The 17,162-nt window shown below is 71.3% G+C and carries 15 protein-coding genes; 13 read left to right on the forward strand and 2 right to left on the reverse strand.

Annotated features, from left to right (window positions below; genetic code table 11):
- The first annotated feature begins 18 nt into the window (after positions 1-18).
- The 8 genes from mptB (at position 19) to VFV67_RS19160 (ending at position 8,055) form a co-directional block, all read left to right on the forward strand.
- On the forward strand, positions 19-1,647 hold the full coding sequence (gene mptB, locus VFV67_RS19125) for a polyprenol phosphomannose-dependent alpha 1,6 mannosyltransferase MptB (RefSeq protein ID WP_326471781.1): 1,629 nt from the start codon (positions 19-21) through the stop codon (positions 1,645-1,647).
- Between the two features lie 64 nt (positions 1,648-1,711).
- A complete protein-coding gene (locus VFV67_RS19130) occupies positions 1,712-2,650 on the forward strand; it encodes an ABC transporter ATP-binding protein (protein ID WP_326471782.1) in 939 nt (312 codons plus the stop codon).
- Positions 2,647-3,429: an ABC transporter permease gene (locus tag VFV67_RS19135; protein ID WP_326471784.1), complete on the forward strand. Its 783-nt coding sequence runs from the start codon at positions 2,647-2,649 to the stop codon at positions 3,427-3,429. Before VFV67_RS19130 ends, VFV67_RS19135 begins: the two co-directional genes overlap by 4 nt.
- 24 nt (positions 3,430-3,453) lie before the next feature.
- A complete protein-coding gene (locus VFV67_RS19140) occupies positions 3,454-4,461 on the forward strand; it encodes a COX15/CtaA family protein (protein ID WP_326471786.1) in 1,008 nt (335 codons plus the stop codon).
- Positions 4,373-5,347 carry a quinone oxidoreductase gene (locus VFV67_RS19145; protein WP_326471787.1) on the forward strand — a complete coding sequence of 325 codons (975 nt, stop codon included), beginning with the start codon at positions 4,373-4,375 and terminating at the stop codon, positions 5,345-5,347. Before VFV67_RS19140 ends, VFV67_RS19145 begins: the two co-directional genes overlap by 89 nt.
- Positions 5,348-5,623: 276 nt before the next feature.
- Positions 5,624-6,625, forward strand: a complete 1,002-nt coding sequence (locus VFV67_RS19150; protein WP_326471789.1) for a hypothetical protein — start codon at positions 5,624-5,626, stop codon at positions 6,623-6,625.
- Between the two features lie 5 nt (positions 6,626-6,630).
- Entirely contained in the window at positions 6,631-7,269 is a 639-nt protein-coding gene (locus VFV67_RS19155) for a hypothetical protein (protein ID WP_326471791.1), read from the forward strand.
- A gap of 111 nt (positions 7,270-7,380) precedes the next feature.
- Positions 7,381-8,055, forward strand: coding sequence for an HD family phosphohydrolase (locus VFV67_RS19160; RefSeq protein WP_326471793.1), 675 nt, complete (start codon positions 7,381-7,383; stop codon positions 8,053-8,055).
- Here the strand turns inward: VFV67_RS19160 and VFV67_RS19165 are convergent.
- Positions 8,050-8,907 (reverse strand): alpha/beta fold hydrolase, encoded by an 858-nt coding sequence (locus VFV67_RS19165; RefSeq protein ID WP_326471795.1) that lies wholly within the window; start codon positions 8,905-8,907, stop codon positions 8,050-8,052. The two genes, VFV67_RS19160 and VFV67_RS19165, sit on opposite strands and share 6 nt — an antisense overlap.
- Before the next feature lie 88 nt (positions 8,908-8,995).
- Here VFV67_RS19165 and VFV67_RS19170 point away from each other — a divergent pair, with 88 nt between their 5' ends.
- Positions 8,996-9,631 (forward strand): TetR/AcrR family transcriptional regulator, encoded by a 636-nt coding sequence (locus VFV67_RS19170; protein WP_326472015.1) that lies wholly within the window; start codon positions 8,996-8,998, stop codon positions 9,629-9,631.
- On the opposite strand, the gene VFV67_RS19175 is transcribed toward VFV67_RS19170, so the two are convergent.
- Positions 9,567-10,496: a heme o synthase gene (locus VFV67_RS19175; RefSeq protein WP_326471797.1), complete on the reverse strand. Its 930-nt coding sequence runs from the start codon at positions 10,494-10,496 to the stop codon at positions 9,567-9,569. The two genes, VFV67_RS19170 and VFV67_RS19175, sit on opposite strands and share 65 nt — an antisense overlap.
- Before the next feature lie 195 nt (positions 10,497-10,691).
- On the opposite strand from VFV67_RS19175, the gene tkt reads away from it, so the two are divergent.
- Genes tkt through zwf form a run of 4 tightly spaced genes read left to right on the forward strand, consistent with a single transcriptional unit; the run spans position 10,692 to position 17,083 of the window.
- Entirely contained in the window at positions 10,692-12,812 is a 2,121-nt protein-coding gene (gene tkt, locus VFV67_RS19180) for a transketolase (RefSeq protein WP_414636291.1), read from the forward strand.
- The gene (gene tal, locus VFV67_RS19185) at positions 12,805-13,923 is read left to right on the forward strand and encodes a transaldolase (RefSeq protein ID WP_326471799.1); all 1,119 of its coding nucleotides are present in this window, start codon (positions 12,805-12,807) and stop codon (positions 13,921-13,923) included. The genes tkt and tal overlap by 8 nt, the downstream gene beginning before the upstream one ends.
- An 8-nt stretch (positions 13,924-13,931) precedes the next feature.
- Entirely contained in the window at positions 13,932-15,554 is a 1,623-nt protein-coding gene (locus tag VFV67_RS19190; protein WP_326471800.1) for a glucose-6-phosphate isomerase, read from the forward strand.
- The gene (gene zwf, locus VFV67_RS19195) at positions 15,554-17,083 is read left to right on the forward strand and encodes a glucose-6-phosphate dehydrogenase (RefSeq protein ID WP_326471802.1); all 1,530 of its coding nucleotides are present in this window, start codon (positions 15,554-15,556) and stop codon (positions 17,081-17,083) included. Before VFV67_RS19190 ends, zwf begins: the two co-directional genes overlap by 1 nt.
- Positions 17,084-17,162 lie beyond the last annotated feature (79 nt).

Raw genomic sequence — 17,162 nt, forward strand, 5'->3', positions numbered from 1 at the left:
GCTCGCTACCCTTCGCTGGTGGTCGCGGGAGAAACACGAGGTGACACCGCATACCGCAGCGCACCCGAGGAGCCCGGACCGGCCTCCGGGACGCCCGCCGCGGACATGCCGGGCTCGAGCGAACCGTTAGACCCCACCGAGCGCCGCCAGCTCGACATCATCCGGCGGTTCGGCACGGTCGGCGCGCTGCTGCTGGCCCTCGGGTCGCTGGGCACCGGCGCGGCGCCGGTGTTCAACCCGGTCTTCCAGCTGCCCGTGCTCGGTCTGTTCACCCGGATGAACACGGTCGCCCTCGCCATCGCGTTCACCGGCATGTTCATGGTCGTGCTGGCCTGGCTGGCGCTCGGCCGGCTGGCCCGGCCCGGCCGGCGGCGGCTGATGTCGGTCTCACAGATGGCCCGCACGCTGGTCATGTGGACCACTCCCCTGGTGTTCACCGTCCCGATGTTCAGCCGGGACGTCTACAGCTACCTGGCGCAGAGCGAGATCGCCGCCCGCGGGCTCGACCCCTACGAGGTCGGCCCGGCCGAGGCGCTCGGCAACGACGACCAGCTCACCCGGGGGGTGCCGACGGTCTGGCGGGACACCCCGTCGCCGTACGGCCCGCTGTTCATCACGGTCGGCAAGGCGATCAACTGGCTGACCGGCAACCACGTGGTGTGGGGCGTGGCGCTGCACCGGGTGCTCGCCCTGATCGGACTGGCCATGATCGTCTGGGCGCTGCCCCGGCTGGCCCGCCGGTTCGGCGTCGAGCCGGTGAGCGCGCTGTGGCTGGGCGCGGCCAACCCGCTGGTGCTGTTCCACCTGGTGATCGGCGTGCACAACGAGGCGTTGGCGATCGGTCTCATGCTGGTCGGGTTCGAGCTGGCGCTGCGCAGGATGCCCCGGGTCGGCCCGGACGGGCCGTTCCCGCCGTGGCAGCGCGGCGAGCTGCTCTGGTACGCGGCCGGCGCGAGCGTGATCACGCTGGGCGCCGCGGTGAAGATCCCGGCGGCCCTCGCCCTCGGGTTCCTCGGCGTGATGATCGCCAGACGGATGGGCGGCCGGTGGTCGCACCTGCTGCTCACCGCGGCCGGGCTGCTGGTGGTGTTCCTGGTCGTGCTCACCGTCGCGGCGCTGTCCAGCGGGCTCGGCTGGAACGGCTACGGCTGGGTGAGCACGCTCAACACGGCCAGCACGATCCGGAGCTGGATGGCACCCATGACCTCGCTCGGCTTCGCCGCCGGCGGGCTGGGCATCGTGCTCGGGCTCGGCAATCACATCGACGCGGCGATCGCGGCCAGTCGGGTGGTCGGCGCCCTGTTGGGGCCGATGATCGCGGCCAAGCTGCTGTGGGACAGCTTCCGCTGGCGGCTGCGGCCGATGATCGGGCTGGGTGCCGGGCTCGGCGCCGTGCTGCTGTTCGGGGTGGTCGTGCAGCCGTGGTACCTGGTCTGGGCCGCCGTGCCGCTGGCCGCGGCCGCCGGCGGCACCCGGTTCCGCACCGCGGCCACCGCGATCAGCGCGCTGCTCGCCGTCGCGTTGCCGCCGACCGGCAGCACCTTCGACGGCCGGACCTTCGTACTGCCCTACACCTACGCCGCCGCGCTGATCGCCGTGGCGGTGGCCGTCGCGCTGGTCTACCGGTACCTGCCGCGCCGGGCCTGACCCGACCCCACCAGGTGGATCCCATCCAGCCGCAGCCGATTTGCACACCCTAGGCTTTACATCCGTGACCAGTACCGCCACCGCGCCTGCCGTGACGGTTTCCGGTCTGGTCAAGCGGTACGGCGCCACGACCGCGGTGGCCGGCCTCGACCTGCGGGTGGAGCGCGGGCAGGTGTTCGCGCTGCTCGGGCCGAACGGCGCCGGCAAGACCACCACGATCGAGGTGTGTGAGGGGTTCCTGCGGGCCGACGCCGGCACGGTCCGGGTGCTCGGGCTCGACCCGGCGACCGAGGGCGACCGGCTGCGGCCCCGGATCGGCGTGATGCCCCAGGGCGGCGGCGCCTATCCGGGCGTGCGGGCCGGCGAGATGATGAACCTGGTGGCGGCGTGCGCGGCCGATCCGATCGACCCGGCCTGGCTGATCGACGTGCTCGGGCTCGGCCCGGTCCGGCGGATCCCGTACAAGCGCCTGTCCGGCGGGCAGCAGCAGCGGCTGTCCCTGGCCTGCGCGCTGGTCGGCCGGCCCGAGCTGGTCTTCCTCGACGAGCCGACCGCCGGGCTCGATCCGCAGGCCCGCCGGCTGGTCTGGGACCTGATCGCCGCGCTGCGCACCGACGGGGTCAGCGTGCTGCTCACCACCCACCTGATGGAGGAGGCGGAGACGCTCGCCGACCACGTGGTGATCATCGACCACGGGCACGCGGTGGCCGAGGGCACGCCGCGCCAGCTCACCCTTGAGCAGCCCGACACCGCACAGCTGCGGTTCCGCACCGCGCCCGGGCTGGACACGACGCTGCTGACCGGCGCGCTCCCGGAGGGCTGCGAGGTGCGCGAGCCGACCCCGGGCTGGTACCTGGTGTCCGGTCGGGCGGACCCCCAGGTGCTCTCCGCGGTCACCGCCTGGTGCGCACAGCAGGGCGTGCTGGCCGAGGAGCTCAAGGTCGGCCGGCGCAGCCTCGAGGACGTGTTCCTCGAGCTGACCGGACGGGAGCTGCGCCAATGACGACCACCCAGTTCCCGCCCGGCACGTTCCGGCCGGCACCGGGCCGCGGCCGTCCGGCCCGGATGCTGTTCATCCATGCCCGCACCGAGGCCGTGCTGACCCTGCGCAACAGCGAGCAGATCCTGCTCACCCTGCTGATCCCGCTGGCGCTGCTGGTCGGCCTGACCGTGATGACCGTGTTCACCATCCCGGAGCCGCGGATCGACACGGTCGCCCCGCGGATCTTCGCGCTGGCCGTGATGTCCTCCGCGTTTACCGGGCAGGCGATCGCGCTCGGCTTCGACCGCCGCTACGGGGTGCTCAAGCGGCTCGCCGCCACCGCACTCCCCCGCTGGCTGCTGGTCACCGGGCGGGTGCTGGCCGGTCTGGTGGTGGTGTTCATCCAGCTGGTCGTGCTCGGCGTGGTGGCCGCGATGCTCGGCTGGTCGCCCGAGCCGGCCGGGATCGCCTGGGCCGTGCTGCTGGTGATCCTCGGCACGCTCACCTTCGGGGCGCTCGGCGTGCTGCTCGGCGGAATGTTCAAGGCCGAGATCGTGCTGGCGCTGGCCAACATCATCTGGTTCGTGCTGCTGTTCGCCGGCGGGATCGTGTTCCCCGCCGACTCGATGCCGGGCCTGACCGGCGACGTCGTGGCACTGCTGCCGTCCGCCGGGCTCGCCAGCGGGCTGCACACCGCGTTGGTGCACGGCGCCGCGCCGGGCCTGCCGGTGTTCGCCGTGCTGCTGGCCTGGGGCCTGGCCGCCGGCGCGCTCGCTACCCGGACCACTCGGCTGTCCTGATCGCGGCGAAACTACGATCGCACCGTGCTCGACTGGCTTCGCCGGCTGCCCGCTCCCGGTCTCGGACTGCAACGCGCCTGCGCCATCGCGGTCGTCGTGACCCAGGCGCTGATCGCCGTCACCGGCTCGATCGTCCGGGTCACCGGCTCCGGCCTCGGCTGTCCGACCTGGCCGCAGTGCCTGCCGGGCAGCATGTTCCCGGTCGAGCACCCCGAGTTCGCCACGCTGCACCAGTGGATCGAGTACGGCAACCGGCTGTTCACCGGGGTGGTCGGGATCGTCGCGCTGGCCAGCTTCGCGCTCGCCTGGCTGTCCCGGCGCCGGGGCCGCTACCTGTGGCTGGCCGCCGCGATGCCGCTCGGGGTCCTGGTGCAGGGTCTGATCGGCGGCGTCACGGTGCAGCTGGACCTGCTCTGGTGGACCGTCGCGGTGCACCTGCTCGCCTCCACCGTGATGGTCTGGCTGGCCGTGCTGCTGGTGCACGCGGTCGACGAGGGCGACGCGCCGCCGCGCCCGGTGGGGCCGGCCGGGGTGCGCGGGGTGCTGCTGGCCATGACCGTGGTGCTGGCCTGCCTGCTGGTCGCCGGCACGATGGTGACCGGCGCCGGACCGCACGCCGGCGACCCGGACACCCCGCGCCTGGCGCTGCCGGTGCAGACCCTGGCGCACGTGCATGCCGCGTTCCTGTTCGTCTACCTCGGCCTGCTGATCGGGCTGGGGGTGCTGCTGGCCCTCGGCGCACCGCGCCCGCTGTGGCTGCGGTTCGCGCTGCTGGTCGCCGCCGTGCTCGGTCAGGGCGTGCTGGGTTTCGTGCAGTACTGGACCGGGGTTCCAGAGATCCTGGTGTCGCTGCACGTGCTCGGTGCCATGCTGGTGATCATCGCCACCGTGACGATGTGGTGCGCGGCGCGGGACCGCGGCCGCCTCGGGGAAGGAGCGCACAGTGCCCCAAGCGATTCTGGTGCGGCGGACCGGGGGTCCGGAGGTGCTGGAGTACACGGAGATCGACCGGTCGTCCCCGCACGCGGGTGAGCTGCTGGTCGAGGCGGCCGCGGCCGGGGTCAACTACATCGACGTCTACCACCGCATCGGCCTCTACCCCAGGGAGCTGCCGTTCGTGCCGGGCCTTGAGGGCGCCGGGACGGTGCTCGCGGTGGGCGAGGACGTGTCCGGGTTCGCCGTAGGCGACCGGGTGGCCTGGATGGGCGCGCCGGGCAGCTACGCCCGACAGGTCGTGGTCAAGGCGGACGTGGCTGTGCGGGTGCCGGACGGGATCGGCGACGAGGTCGCGGCGGCGGCCCTGCTGCAGGGGGTGACGGCGCACTACCTGGTGACCTCGACGTACCCGCTCAAGCCGGGCGACACCGCGCTGGTGCACGCGGCGGCCGGCGGCACCGGGCTGCTGCTGGTGCAGTTGGCCAAGGCGCGCGGGGCGCGGGTGATCGGCACGGTGTCCACACCGGAGAAGGAGGAGCTGGCCCGCGGCGCCGGGGCGGACGAGGTGATCCGCTACACCGAGACCGACTTCACCGAGGAGACCCGCCGGCTCACCGACGGCGCGGGCGTCGAGGTGGTCTACGACGGCGTCGGCGCCACGACCTTCGACGGCAGCCTGGCCAGCGTGGCGCGGCGCGGGATGCTGGTGCTGTTCGGCCAGTCCAGCGGCCCGGTGCCGCCGGTCGAACCGCAGCGGCTGAGCGCGGCCGGCTCGGTCTTCCTCACCCGACCCACCTCGGCGCACTACACCGCCACCCCGGACGAGCTGCGCTGGCGGGCCGGCGAGGTGTACGACGCGATCACGTCCGGCGCGCTGTCCGTGCGGATCGGCGCCACCTACCCGCTGGCCGACGCCCGGACCGCGCACGAGGACCTGCAGAGCCGGCGCACCACCGGAAAGCTGCTGCTCAACACCGACTGAGCCGGTCGGGCAACCCGGCCAGACCCGCTCCCGCTGGGCGGTCAATGACTGCAGGTCAGGGGTGAAAGCACGCCGGCATCGTAAATCAACGGTTGTGCGTCATGTTGTCACCGGAGCGTAATTGTCCGGTGACTTCTGGTGACATACTGTGAATGGGTACCGTCACCCTAAAATCCTATTTCACCTGGCAGCCCTTGGGCGTACAGTAACTCCACGCGCTTGACCGGACACAGTGCGCGTTCGTCTGGCCGGGCGCAGTCAAGGAGGTGACCTACCTTGCGCGCGGACGCTCAGGGCCGCGGCAGCAACCCGATTCAAGAGATCTTCTGGACCAGAACAGGTCTGCTACTGCTGATTCTGATCGTGGTCTCGGGTGGGTCGATGATCGTTTCGGCGTCCATGCCGACCGGCACCGGAAAGAACCTGGTCACCGCGCTGGCGACCGGCACCATGATCACCGCCATCGTGGGGTTCGGGCAAACCCTGATCACCACGAGTGCCTCCCAGCGCGCCATGGTCACCCCCCTGATCGAGGAGAACCGGCGCGCCCTGCGGGAGCTGGCCGCCGAGTACCGGTCGCTGAACCGCGAGTTCTTTCCCACCCACGTCTTCGAACCCACCAACGAGCCGGATGCCGCGTTCAACCAGCTGATGATGCAGGACCTGCGCAACACCCGGCAGTACTTCTTCCGCGGCTTCTCCGGCCGGCACGCGGCGGCCCGGTTGCTGCTCGCCCGGGCCGAGTGGGAGCTGCGCGCGGTGGTCGCCGACCCGCGGGAGCGCACGGCGATCACCGGCCGGGCCCGCTACCTGATCCGCAACGAGGGCGTGGTCGCCGACTTCGAGACCATCCAGGACCGGCTGCACGAGGACATCCAGATCGGTCTGCTCGGGCTGTACCTGGCCCGCAGCCGGTGCAGCCGGATCGACGTGACCGCGATCGCCGACCCGCCGCTCGACCGGCTGGAGATGTTCGACGAGAGCGTGTGGATAACCCTCTACAGCGACGCCGGCTCGACCACGCTCTACCCGCGCACGCTGCGGTTCTCCGAGGGCTCGTTCATCTACAACATGGAGCGCGCGGAGTTCGGCCGGCTGCGCAACTCCCGGGACGCCCGGCACATGGTGATCACGCCGGAGACCACCCGCGGCGAGTTCCTCGCCCAGTTCGAGAAGGTCACCGGCGGCCGGCTGACCCCGGAGCGGTTCGAGGACCTGGAGAGCAAGTTCCACGCGTTCCGGCACGAGTTCACCCTGGCCGCGGGATTGGGGAGCTGATGGTCATGGCGATCGCGGTGTCCGGGCTGGCCGGGCTGGCCGGACTACTCAATCGGGTGGACCAACCGCTGCGGGTGCGCTGGGACCTGGTCGACGAGCGCTTCCAGTCCTGGGTGGACCGGCCGGACCTGCGCATCGTGCTGCGCGACCACGTGCACGACCTGAGCCCGGCGGCGGCCAACGACGTGATCGCCCGGTCCCGGGAGACCACCACGCACTTCGCCTGGTGCCTGCGCGACCGGCCGGACGAGCCGTTCACGTTCTGGCTGCACGAGTACAAGCCGCAGCGGGACTGGCGGCCCGGCTACGCCGACTCGGTGCACAACCACCGGTACCACTTCTGCACCACGATCGTGCGCGGCGCCTACCTGCACGAGAGCTACCAGGCGCAGATCGACCCGGCCACCGAGCTGATCGCGGACGCCGAACTGGTGTGCGCCCGGCCGTGCGAGGTGGGTGCGGTGGGCACCATGTGGTCCACCGAGTTCCACCGCATTCCGGTCGCCGCCGACGCGACCATGACATTTCTCGTCAAATCCCGGGAGGTGACCGGCTGGAGCCTGTCCTTCGACCCCAACACCCAGGTCAGCCACCGTCATGTGCCGGTGGAATCCCGGCTTGACGAACTGGTCAGGCGTATCTGACAAAGCTGACATTCACTGACAAGGAGGAGTTCCAAAGAAGACAGAATCGAATCCGCCGTCTACCATCCACCCCACCGGCTTGCCGCCTTTGCCGGCCGATAGAGGGGTGCGATGTCTGCTGAACGTGCCGTCCGCGCGACGGACGGAGTCAGCACGCTGTCCCGAGCGTCGATCGACGCCGTCAGCGGTCACGTCCACACGCTGTGCCAGCGCTATGCCCAGCGGCTTCCGTTCCACGGTTGGCACCATGTGAGCTTCGTGCGGGCCAAGGCGGTCGAGTTCGCCGAGGCCAACGGCGCCGACGCCGGCCTGGTCGAGGTCGCCGCGCTGGTGCACGACGTGAACTACATCGTCGCGCGCAACTCCGCCGCCGTGGCCGGGCGCCGGCTGCGGTTGCAGATCCTGGCCCTCGCCGACGTCGACCCGGCGGCCGCCACGCGGATCGACGAGATCGTCCGGGAGGCCGAGATGGCGACCCGGCATCGGGACATCTCCCTCGAGGCGCAGGCCCTTTCCGACGCGGACACGCTGTTCAAGGCGCTGCCGGTGACGCCGGTGGTGCTCGCCCACCGCTATCTGGCCGAGAACGGCGTGAGCCTGCGCGAGCTGGCCAACAAGATCGTCACCGAGCAGCAGGTCGTACACGACGACGGCTACTACTTCTACAACCCCGAGGCCGCGGCCATGTACTCGCGCTGGGCCGAGGCGAACCTGCAACTGTGGCGGTGTATCAGGGAGTCGCTGGACGACCCGACCGTCGAGCAACTGCTGCGGGCCGTCTCATAGCGCAACCCGGCCGGCGGCGAAGAATTCGGCGAGCAGCTCGCCCACCCGGTCCGGCGCCTCCTCCTGGATGAAGTGTCCGCAGTCGGGCAATGTGGTGACCTCGGCGCCGGGCAGGTCGCGCCGCACCCTGGCCATGGTCTCGGCGACGTCCGGCAGCACCCGGTCCCGCTCGCCGTAGATGATCCGGACCGGCACGTCCAGCGCCGGCAGGCGGTCGGCGATCTCGGCGAAGCCGCGTGGGTTGAGGTTGAACCCGGCCCTGGCCAGCGCCAGCCGGGCGGCCGGGTCGGCGTAGGGCCGCTGGACGGCGGCGATGGCCTCGTCGGACAGCCGGGCCTCCTCGGCGCAGCCGAGCCGCATGATGCGGGCCAGGCCAGCCGGGCTGACCAGGTCGTCCCGGGTCTCCGGGCGGGCCAGCGCGGTGGCGAACTCCACCACCTCGGGGTGCAGCTCCGGGTACAGCAGGGTGTTGAGCAGGGCCAGCCGGCGCACCCGGCCGGGGTTGCGCAGCGCCCAGTGCACGGCGATCGGTCCGCTGATGTCGTGCACGGCGAGGTCGACCGGGTCCATCTCGAGCCGGTCCAGGAACCCGTCCAGCACCCGGGCGTAGAGGTCGAAGTCGTACCGGACGTCCAGCGGCTTGTCCGAACCGCCGAACCCGGGCAGGTCCAGCGCGATGACGCAGCTGTGCCGGGCGATCGCCGGCATCACGCCGCGCCAGAGGTAGGACGAGGTCGGCCAGCCGTGCAGCAGCAGCACCGGCGGGCCGGAGCCCAGCTCGCGATAGGCCAGCCTCATCCCGTCGTCGAGGGTGAGCGTGGTCAGGGCGGGTGCGGTCACGGTGCTGGTCATGCGGGCTCCCCTGGTCCGAAGACAAACCGACTGTCGGTCGGTAAATTAACAGACCGACTGTCGGTCGGCTACTCTTTTCGCCGTGGACATGCGGGTGGAGCGCGGGAAGACCACGCGGGAGCGGCTGATCACGGCCGGCTTCGAGCTGTTCGGCCGGCACGGCTACGAGGCGACCTCGGTGAGCACCCTGCTGGAGACCACGGGCCTGGCCCGGGGCGCCTTCTACCACCACTTCGCGACCAAGGCGGAGCTGTTCGACGCCGTCCTGGACCGGGTGATCGGCGAGATCGCCGAGGCGTCGGCCGACGCGGCCCGCAAGTTCGACGACCCGGTGGAGAGCCTGCGGGCCGGCTGCACGACCTGGCTGGACCACACCGTCGACCCGGTCATCCAGCGGATCGTCATGCTCGAGGCGACCGCGGTGGTGGGCTGGGACCGGTGCCGCCAGCTCGACGAGCTGCACACGCTCGGCCGCACCAAGGCCACGCTGCGCCGGATCGCCCGGACCGGCCGGCTGCCCGAGGAGAACGTGGACATGCTGGCGCACATGGTGCTGGCCGCGGTCGGCGAGGCCGCGATGCTGATCGCCAGGGCGGCCGACAAGCAGGCGGCCCGGCGCACCGGTCAGGCCGCGCTGGACACCCTGCTGAACCGGTTGGTCACCCCGTCACCAGCGGAAGGCCCAGCGCCGAGTCCACCGCGAGAGCCACGAACACCAGCGTGAGATAGCTGTTGGACAGGTGGAACAGCCGGATCGGGTTGCCCTTCTCGCCGCGCCGCACGCTGGCGTGCAGCCGGTGCGCGTAGCTGAGGAACCAGCCCCCGGCGAGCACCGCAACGGCCAGGTAGATCCAGCCGGTGACCGGAACCAGCAGCAGCGTCCAGGCGACCATCACCCACGAGTAGATGACGATCTGCCGGGCCACCCGCTCGGCCGTGGCGACCACCGGCAGCATCGGCACCCCGGCCCGGGCGTAGTCGTCGCGGAACCGCATGGCCAGCGCCCAGAAGTGCGGCGGGGTCCAGAAGAAGATCACCCCGAACATCACCAGCGCGGGCCAGGCCACCTCGCCGGTCACCGCGGCCCAGCCGATCACCACCGGCATGCAGCCGGCCGCGCCGCCCCACACGATGTTCTGCGCGGTACGCCGCTTGAGCACCAGCGTGTAGACCAGGACGTAGAACAGGATCGCGCCGACCGCCATCGCCGCGGCGAGCAGGTTGGTGGTGGCGTAGAGCCAGGTGAACGCGACCACGCCGAGCACCACCCCGAACACCAGCGCGTGCCGGGTGGGCACCTCGTGCCGGGCCAGCGGGCGGGACCTGGTCCGCTTCATGATCGCGTCGATGTCCGCGTCCGCCACGCAGTTGAGCACGTTGGCACTGGCCGCGGCCATGGTCCCGCCGAACAGCGTGGCGAGCACCAGCCAGGGCGACGGAATCCCGCGGGCGGCGAGCATCATGGCCGGCACCGTGGTGATCAGGAGCAGCTCGATGATCCGCGGCTTGGTCATGGCCACGTACGCGCGGAGCACACGCCGGCGGCTGCGCGGCGTGGTCGGGTCCACACCGGCGGTGCGCACCGCCATGTCGCTCCTCGATCGGTCGGCTCGGGTAACGCCGAAATCCTAGCCGCGCCGCCGCAGGTCACCCGGCGCGGGTGCGGCCCGGAGCACCAGATCGGTTACAGATCACACGACGGCGGGTAGCCGACTAGGCTGGCCCGGAACGAGGGATGACATGGGGCGGAGAGATCGCCCAAGCGACAACGGGAGTTCATGTTCGTGTCCATCAGCGTTGACGTACCTGCCAATCTCGCCGATCGGGTGCGGACCCGTGTTCCCGACGACTGGACCGACCTCGACCGGCGGGCCGTGGACACCGTCCGGGTGCTGGCCGCCGAGGCCGTGCAGAAGGTCGGCAACGGCCACCCCGGCACCGCGATGAGCCTGGCACCGACCGCCTACGCGCTGTATCAGCGGGTGATGCGGCACGACCCGAGCGATCCGGAGTGGATCGGCCGGGACCGGTTCGTGCTCTCCGCCGGGCACTCCAGCCTGACCCTGTACCTGCAACTGTTCCTGTCCGGCTACGGGCTGGAGATCGAGGACATCGCGGCGCTGCGCACCTGGGGCTCGAAGACCCCGGGACACCCGGAGCACGGCCACACCCGGGGCGTCGAGGTCACCACCGGTCCGCTGGGCCAAGGCCTGGCCAACGCGGTCGGGATGGCGATGGCCGCCCGGCGCGAGCGCGGACTGTTCGATCCGGACACTCCGCCGGGGCAGAGCATCTTCGACCACCACATCTACGTCATCGCCTCGGACGGCGACATCGAGGAGGGCGTCACCTCCGAGGCGTCGTCCATCGCCGGGCGCCAACAGCTCGGCAACCTGGTGGTGATCTACGACGCCAACGAGATCTCCATCGAGGACGACACCAACATCGCGCTGTCCGAGGACACCGCGCTGCGCTACGAGGCCTACGGCTGGCACGTGCAGACCGTGGACAGCGGCGAGGACGTCACCGCCATCCTCGCGGCCATCGAGGCGGCCAAGGCGGAGACCGGACGGCCATCGTTCATCAAGCTGCGCACGGTGATCGGCTATCCGGCACCGACCAAGATGAACACCGGCAAGGCGCACGGCGCGGCGCTGGGCGAGGACGAGGTGCGCGAGGTCAAGAAGATCCTCGGCTTCGATCCGGACGCCTCCTTCGCGGTCGATGACGACGTGCTGACGCACGCCCGCCGGGTGGCCGAGCGCGGCAAGCAGGCCAGGGCCGACTGGGACCGGCGGTTCGAGGAGTGGGCCAAGGCCAACCCGGAGCGCAAGGCGCTGCTGGACCGGGCCGGCGCCTACCGGCTGCCGGACGGCTGGACCGACCGGCTGCCCAGCTGGGACCCGGACCCGAAGGGCCTGGCCACCCGCAAGGCCTCCGGCGAGGTGCTCAGCGCGCTCGCCGAGGTGCTGCCCGAGTTGTGGGGCGGGTCGGCCGACCTGGCCGAGAGCAACAACACCACGATCAAGGGGGCCGACTCGTTCGGCCCCGTCGAAGCGTCCACAAAGGAATGGCAGGCCCAACCGTACGGCCGGACCCTGCACTTCGGGGTCCGCGAGCACGCGATGGGCTCGATCCTCAACGGGATCGTGCTGCACGGGCCGACCCGCCCGTACGGCGCGACGTTCCTGGTGTTCAGCGACTACATGCGTCCGCCTGCGCGGCTGGCCGCGGTGATGCGGCTGCCGGTGACCTACGTGTGGACGCACGACTCGATCGGGCTCGGCGAGGACGGGCCCACCCACCAGCCGATCGAGCACCTGGCCGCGCTGCGGGCGGTGCCCGGCCTGGTGATCGTGCGGCCGGGTGACGCCAACGAGACCGCCGCGGCCTGGCGGGCCGTGCTCGAGCAGCACGAGCACCCGGTCGGCCTGGCGCTGACCCGGCAGAACCTGCCGGTGCTTGACGGCACCAGGGAGCGGGCCGCCGAGGGCGTGGCCCGCGGTGGCTACGTGCTGGCCGACGCCGCGGACGGCGACCCGCGGCTGCTGATCATCGCCACCGGCTCCGAGCTGCAGCTGGCCGTCGAGGCCAGGAAGGTCCTGGAGGCCGACGGCGTTGCCACGAGAGTGGTCTCGATGCCGTCCGTCGAATGGTTCGACGCACAGGACGAGACCTATCGCAACCAGGTGATCCCGCCGTCCGTGCGGGCCAGGGTCACGGTGGAGGCCGGCGTCGCGCAGCCGTGGTACCGGTTTGCCGGCGACGCCGGAGAGATCGTCGCCATCGAGCACTACGGCGCCTCCGCCGACTATCAGACCCTGTTCCGCGAGTTCGGGTTCACCACCGAGAACGTCGTGGCTGCGGCGCGCCGCAGCCTCAGGAAGGTGGAAGGCGATGACTGACCGACTGGGCCTGCTGGCCGAGGCCGGGATATCGATCTGGCTCGACGACCTGTCCCGGGAGCGCCTGGTGACCGGCACCCTGGACGAGCTGATCCGGGACCGGCACGTGGTCGGGGTGACCACCAACCCGACGATCTTCGCCACGGCGCTGGCGCACGGCGAGTCCTACGACGAGCAGGTGCGTGACCTGGCCGCGCGCGGGGCCACGCTGGACGCCGTGGTGCGCGAGCTGACCACGACCGACGTGCGCAACGCCTGCGACCGGTTCCGCGCGGTGTGGCAGGCGACCGGCGGCGTGGACGGCCGGGTGTCCATCGAGGTGGATCCCCGGCTCGCGCACGACACCGACCGGACCGTGGCCGAGGCACTCGACCTGTGGAAGACGGTGGACCGGCCGAACGTGCTGGTGAAGATCCCGGCCACCAAGGCCGGGCTGCCGGCGATCACCCGCACGCTCGCCGAAGGGGTGAGCGTGAACGTCACGCTGATCTTCTCGGTGCAGCGCTACCGCGAGGTGATGGACGCGTTCCTGGCCGGGCTGGAGCAGGCCCGGGCCAACGGGCACGATCTCGCGTCGATCGACTCGGTGGCCTCGTTCTTCGTGTCCCGAGTGGACACCGAGGTGGATAAGCGGCTGGAGGAGATCGGCACGGACGCCGCGCTGGCCCTGCGCGGCACCGCGGCCGTGGCCAACGCACGCCTCGCCTATGCGGCGTTCCTCGAGGTGTTCGGCACCGAGCGGTGGGCCGCCCTGGCCGGCGCCGGCGCCCGCCCGCAGCGTCCACTGTGGGCATCCACCGGAACCAAGAACCCGGAGTACTCCGACACCAAGTACATCGAGGAGCTGATCGTCGCCGACACCGTGAACACGATGCCGGAGAAGACGTTGCTCGCCTTCGCCGACCACGGCGAGGTGCCCGGCGATACGGTCAGCGGCCGGGCCGAGGAGGCCCGCCGGGTGTTCGGGGAGCTGACCGCGGTCGGCATCGACATCGACGACGTCTACGAGGTGCTCGAGCGCGAGGGCGTGGACAAGTTCGAGAAGTCCTGGACCGAGCTGCTCGAGACGGTCAAGGGACAGCTCGAGGCGGCCGCGGGACGAGCGGGCTGAGCGCGCCGATGGCAGACGTGTCCGCCGAGGTTGCGGTGTCCATTGTGGACGAACGGCTGGCCGAGGAGACCGCCCCGCTCGTCGAGCAGCTGGTGGCGGAGCGGGTCGGATCCCGACTGGCCGGCAGGGACCACACGCTCTGGGGCCCGGAAGCCGAGGCGGAGGCCCGGATCCGGCTGGCCTGGACCGACCTGCACGAGACGTCCCGGCCGCTGCTGGCCGAGATCGACGCGCTGCGGGCGGAGCTGCGCGCCGAGGGCCTTGACCGGATCGTGCTGGCCGGCATGGGCGGCTCGTCGCTGGCCCCCGAGGTGATCACCAGTACCGCGGGGGTTCCGTTGGTGGTGCTGGACACCACCGATCCCGGCCAGGTCGCCGACGCGCTGGCCGGGGATCTCGACCGGACGGTGCTGGTCGTCTCGTCCAAGTCCGGCACAACGGTGGAGACCGACAGTCACCGCCGAATCTTCGAGAAGGCCTTCGGCGACAACGGAATCGCCCCGGCGTCCCGGATCGTCGTGGTCACCGACCCGGGCTCGCCGCTGGACGAGGCGGCAACGGCGGCCGGATATCGCAGGGTGTTCCGGGCCGACCCGAACGTCGGCGGCCGGTACTCGGCGCTGAGCGCGTTCGGGCTGGTGCCCTCCGGGCTGGCCGGCGCCGACGTGGCCGCACTGCTGGACGAGGCCGCGGCCGCCGCGCCGCTGCTTTCCGTCGACAGTGCGGAAAACCCGGCGCTGCGGCTGGCCTGTGCGATCGGCGCGGCACACGCGCGCGGCGCGGAGAAGGTGGTGCTGGCCGACACCGGGTCCGGCATCAAGGGCTTCGGCGACTGGGCCGAGCAGCTGATCGCCGAGTCCACCGGCAAGAACGGCACCGGCGTACTGCCGGTGGTGGTCGAGGGACCGGACGCGCCCGGCTTCGCCGATGCCGGTTCGGACGCCACCGCGGTCGCCATCGGCAAGCCGGAGGGTGCCGCGCGGCTCGGCACCGACGGCCCGCTGGGCGGCCTGATGTTGTTGTGGGAGTACGCGACCGCCGTGACCGGGCGGCTGCTCGCGATCAACCCGTTCGACCAGCCGGACGTGGAGGCGGCCAAGAAGGCCGCGCGGGCACTGCTCGACGCGCCCACCGCGGAGACGGGCCGGCCCGTCCTCGTCGACGGTCCGGTCGAGGTGCACGCCGCCGAGGGGCTGCTCCCGGCCGGGACGCAGACCCTGGCACAGGCCCTGCGGGCGCTGCTGGACGGCGCGCCGGCGCACGGCTACCTGTCCGTGCAGGCCTACCTGGACCGGATCGAGGACGCCTCGGCCATCGTGCTGCGCCCGGAGCTGGCCCGGCGCTCGGGGTTGCAGACCACGTTCGGCTGGGGGCCCCGCTTCCTGCACTCCACCGGCCAGTACCACAAGGGTGGTCACCAGAACGCGGTGTTCCTGCAGCTGACCGGCGCGGTCGAGCACGACCTCGAGGTCCCCGGCCGGCCCTACACGCTGGGCACCCTGCAACACGCCCAGGCCCTCGGCGACGGACAGGTTCTCATCGGGCACGGCCGGCCGCTGCTGCGGCTGCACCTGACCGACCGGCTCGCCGGCATCGCCCACGTGGCCCGAGTCATCCAGGAGGTCGAGTAGTGGCACGCGAGTGGGTCAATCCGCTGCGGGACCCACGGGACAAGCGGTTACCTCGGATCGCCGGGCCGTCCGGACTGGTGATCTTCGGGGTGACCGGGGACCTGTCCCGCAAGAAGCTCATGCCGGCGATCTACGACCTGGCCAACCGGGGCCTGCTGCCGCCGGGCTTCGCGCTGGTCGGGTTCGCCCGCCGGGACTGGGCCGACGAGGACTTCATGAAGGTGGTACACGACGCGGTCAAACAGCACGCGCGCACCCCCTTCCGGGAGGCGGTCTGGGACCGGCTGGCCGAGGGCCTGCGGTTCGTGCAGGGCACCTTCGACGACGACAACGCCTTCGACAACCTGGCCAAGGTCCTCGAGGACCTGGACCGGGAACGCGGCACCGGCGGCAACCACGCCTTCTACCTGTCCATTCCGCCGAACGCGTTTCCGGTGGTGTGCAAGCAACTCGCCCGCGCCGGGCTGTCGGCGCCGCAGCCGAACCAGTGGCGCCGCGTGGTGATCGAGAAGCCGTTCGGGCACGACCTGAAGAGCGCCCGCGAGCTCAACGAGATCGTCAACGACGTCTTCCCCGAGGAGTCGGTGTTCCGCATCGACCACTACCTCGGCAAGGAGACCGTGCAGAACATCCTGGCGCTGCGGTTCGCCAACCAGCTCTGGGAACCGATCTGGAACGCCAACTACGTCGACCACGTGCAGATCACCATGGCCGAGGACATCGGTCTCGGCGGCCGGGCCGGCTACTACGACGGGATCGGCGCGGCCCGGGACGTGATCCAGAACCACCTGCTGCAGCTGCTCGCGCTGACCGCGATGGAGGAGCCGATCTCCTTCCGCCCCAAGGCACTGCGCGCCGAGAAGATCAAGATCCTGGAGGCCACCCGGCCGGTCGAGCCGTTCGCCTCCACCACCGCCCGCGGCCAGTACACCGGCGGCTGGCAGGGCGCGCAGAAGGTGCCCGGACTGCTGGAGGAAGAGGGCTTCGCGAAGGACTCCATCACCGAGACCTACGCCGCGATCACGCTCGCCGTGGACACCCGCCGGTGGGCCGGGGTGCCGTTCTACCTGCGCACCGGCAAGCGGCTCGGCCGCCGGGTCACCGAGATCGCCGTGGTGTTCAAACGTGCCCCGCACCTGCCCTTCGACGACACCGCCACCGAGGAGCTCGGCCAGAACGCGCTGGTGGTCCGGGTGCAGCCGGACGAGGGCGTGACCATGCGGTTCGGCTCCAAGGTGCCGGGCAACGCGATGGACATCCGGGACGTGTCGATGGACTTCAGCTACGGCCACGCGTTCACCGAGTCCTCCCCGGAGGCCTACGAGCGGCTGCTGCTCGACTTGCTGCTCGGCGAGCCCTCGCTGTTCCCGAACAGCGAGGAGGTCGAGCTGTCCTGGCAGATCCTCGAGCCGGTGCTGGACCACTGGGAAAAGCACGGCCGGCCGGAGCCCTATCCCGCCGGCACCTGGGGACCCGAATCCGCCGACGAGATGCTCGCCCGCACCGGCCGGCACTGGAGGCGACCGTGAGCGGGAGCGAACCATTCAACACCGTGAGCGGGAGCGAACCATTCAACACAGCGGCCGAGCCGGAGCGAACCGGGAGATA

The organism is Actinophytocola sp. (assembly GCF_035762905.1).
Taxonomy (GTDB): domain Bacteria; phylum Actinomycetota; class Actinomycetes; order Mycobacteriales; family Pseudonocardiaceae; genus DASYTH01.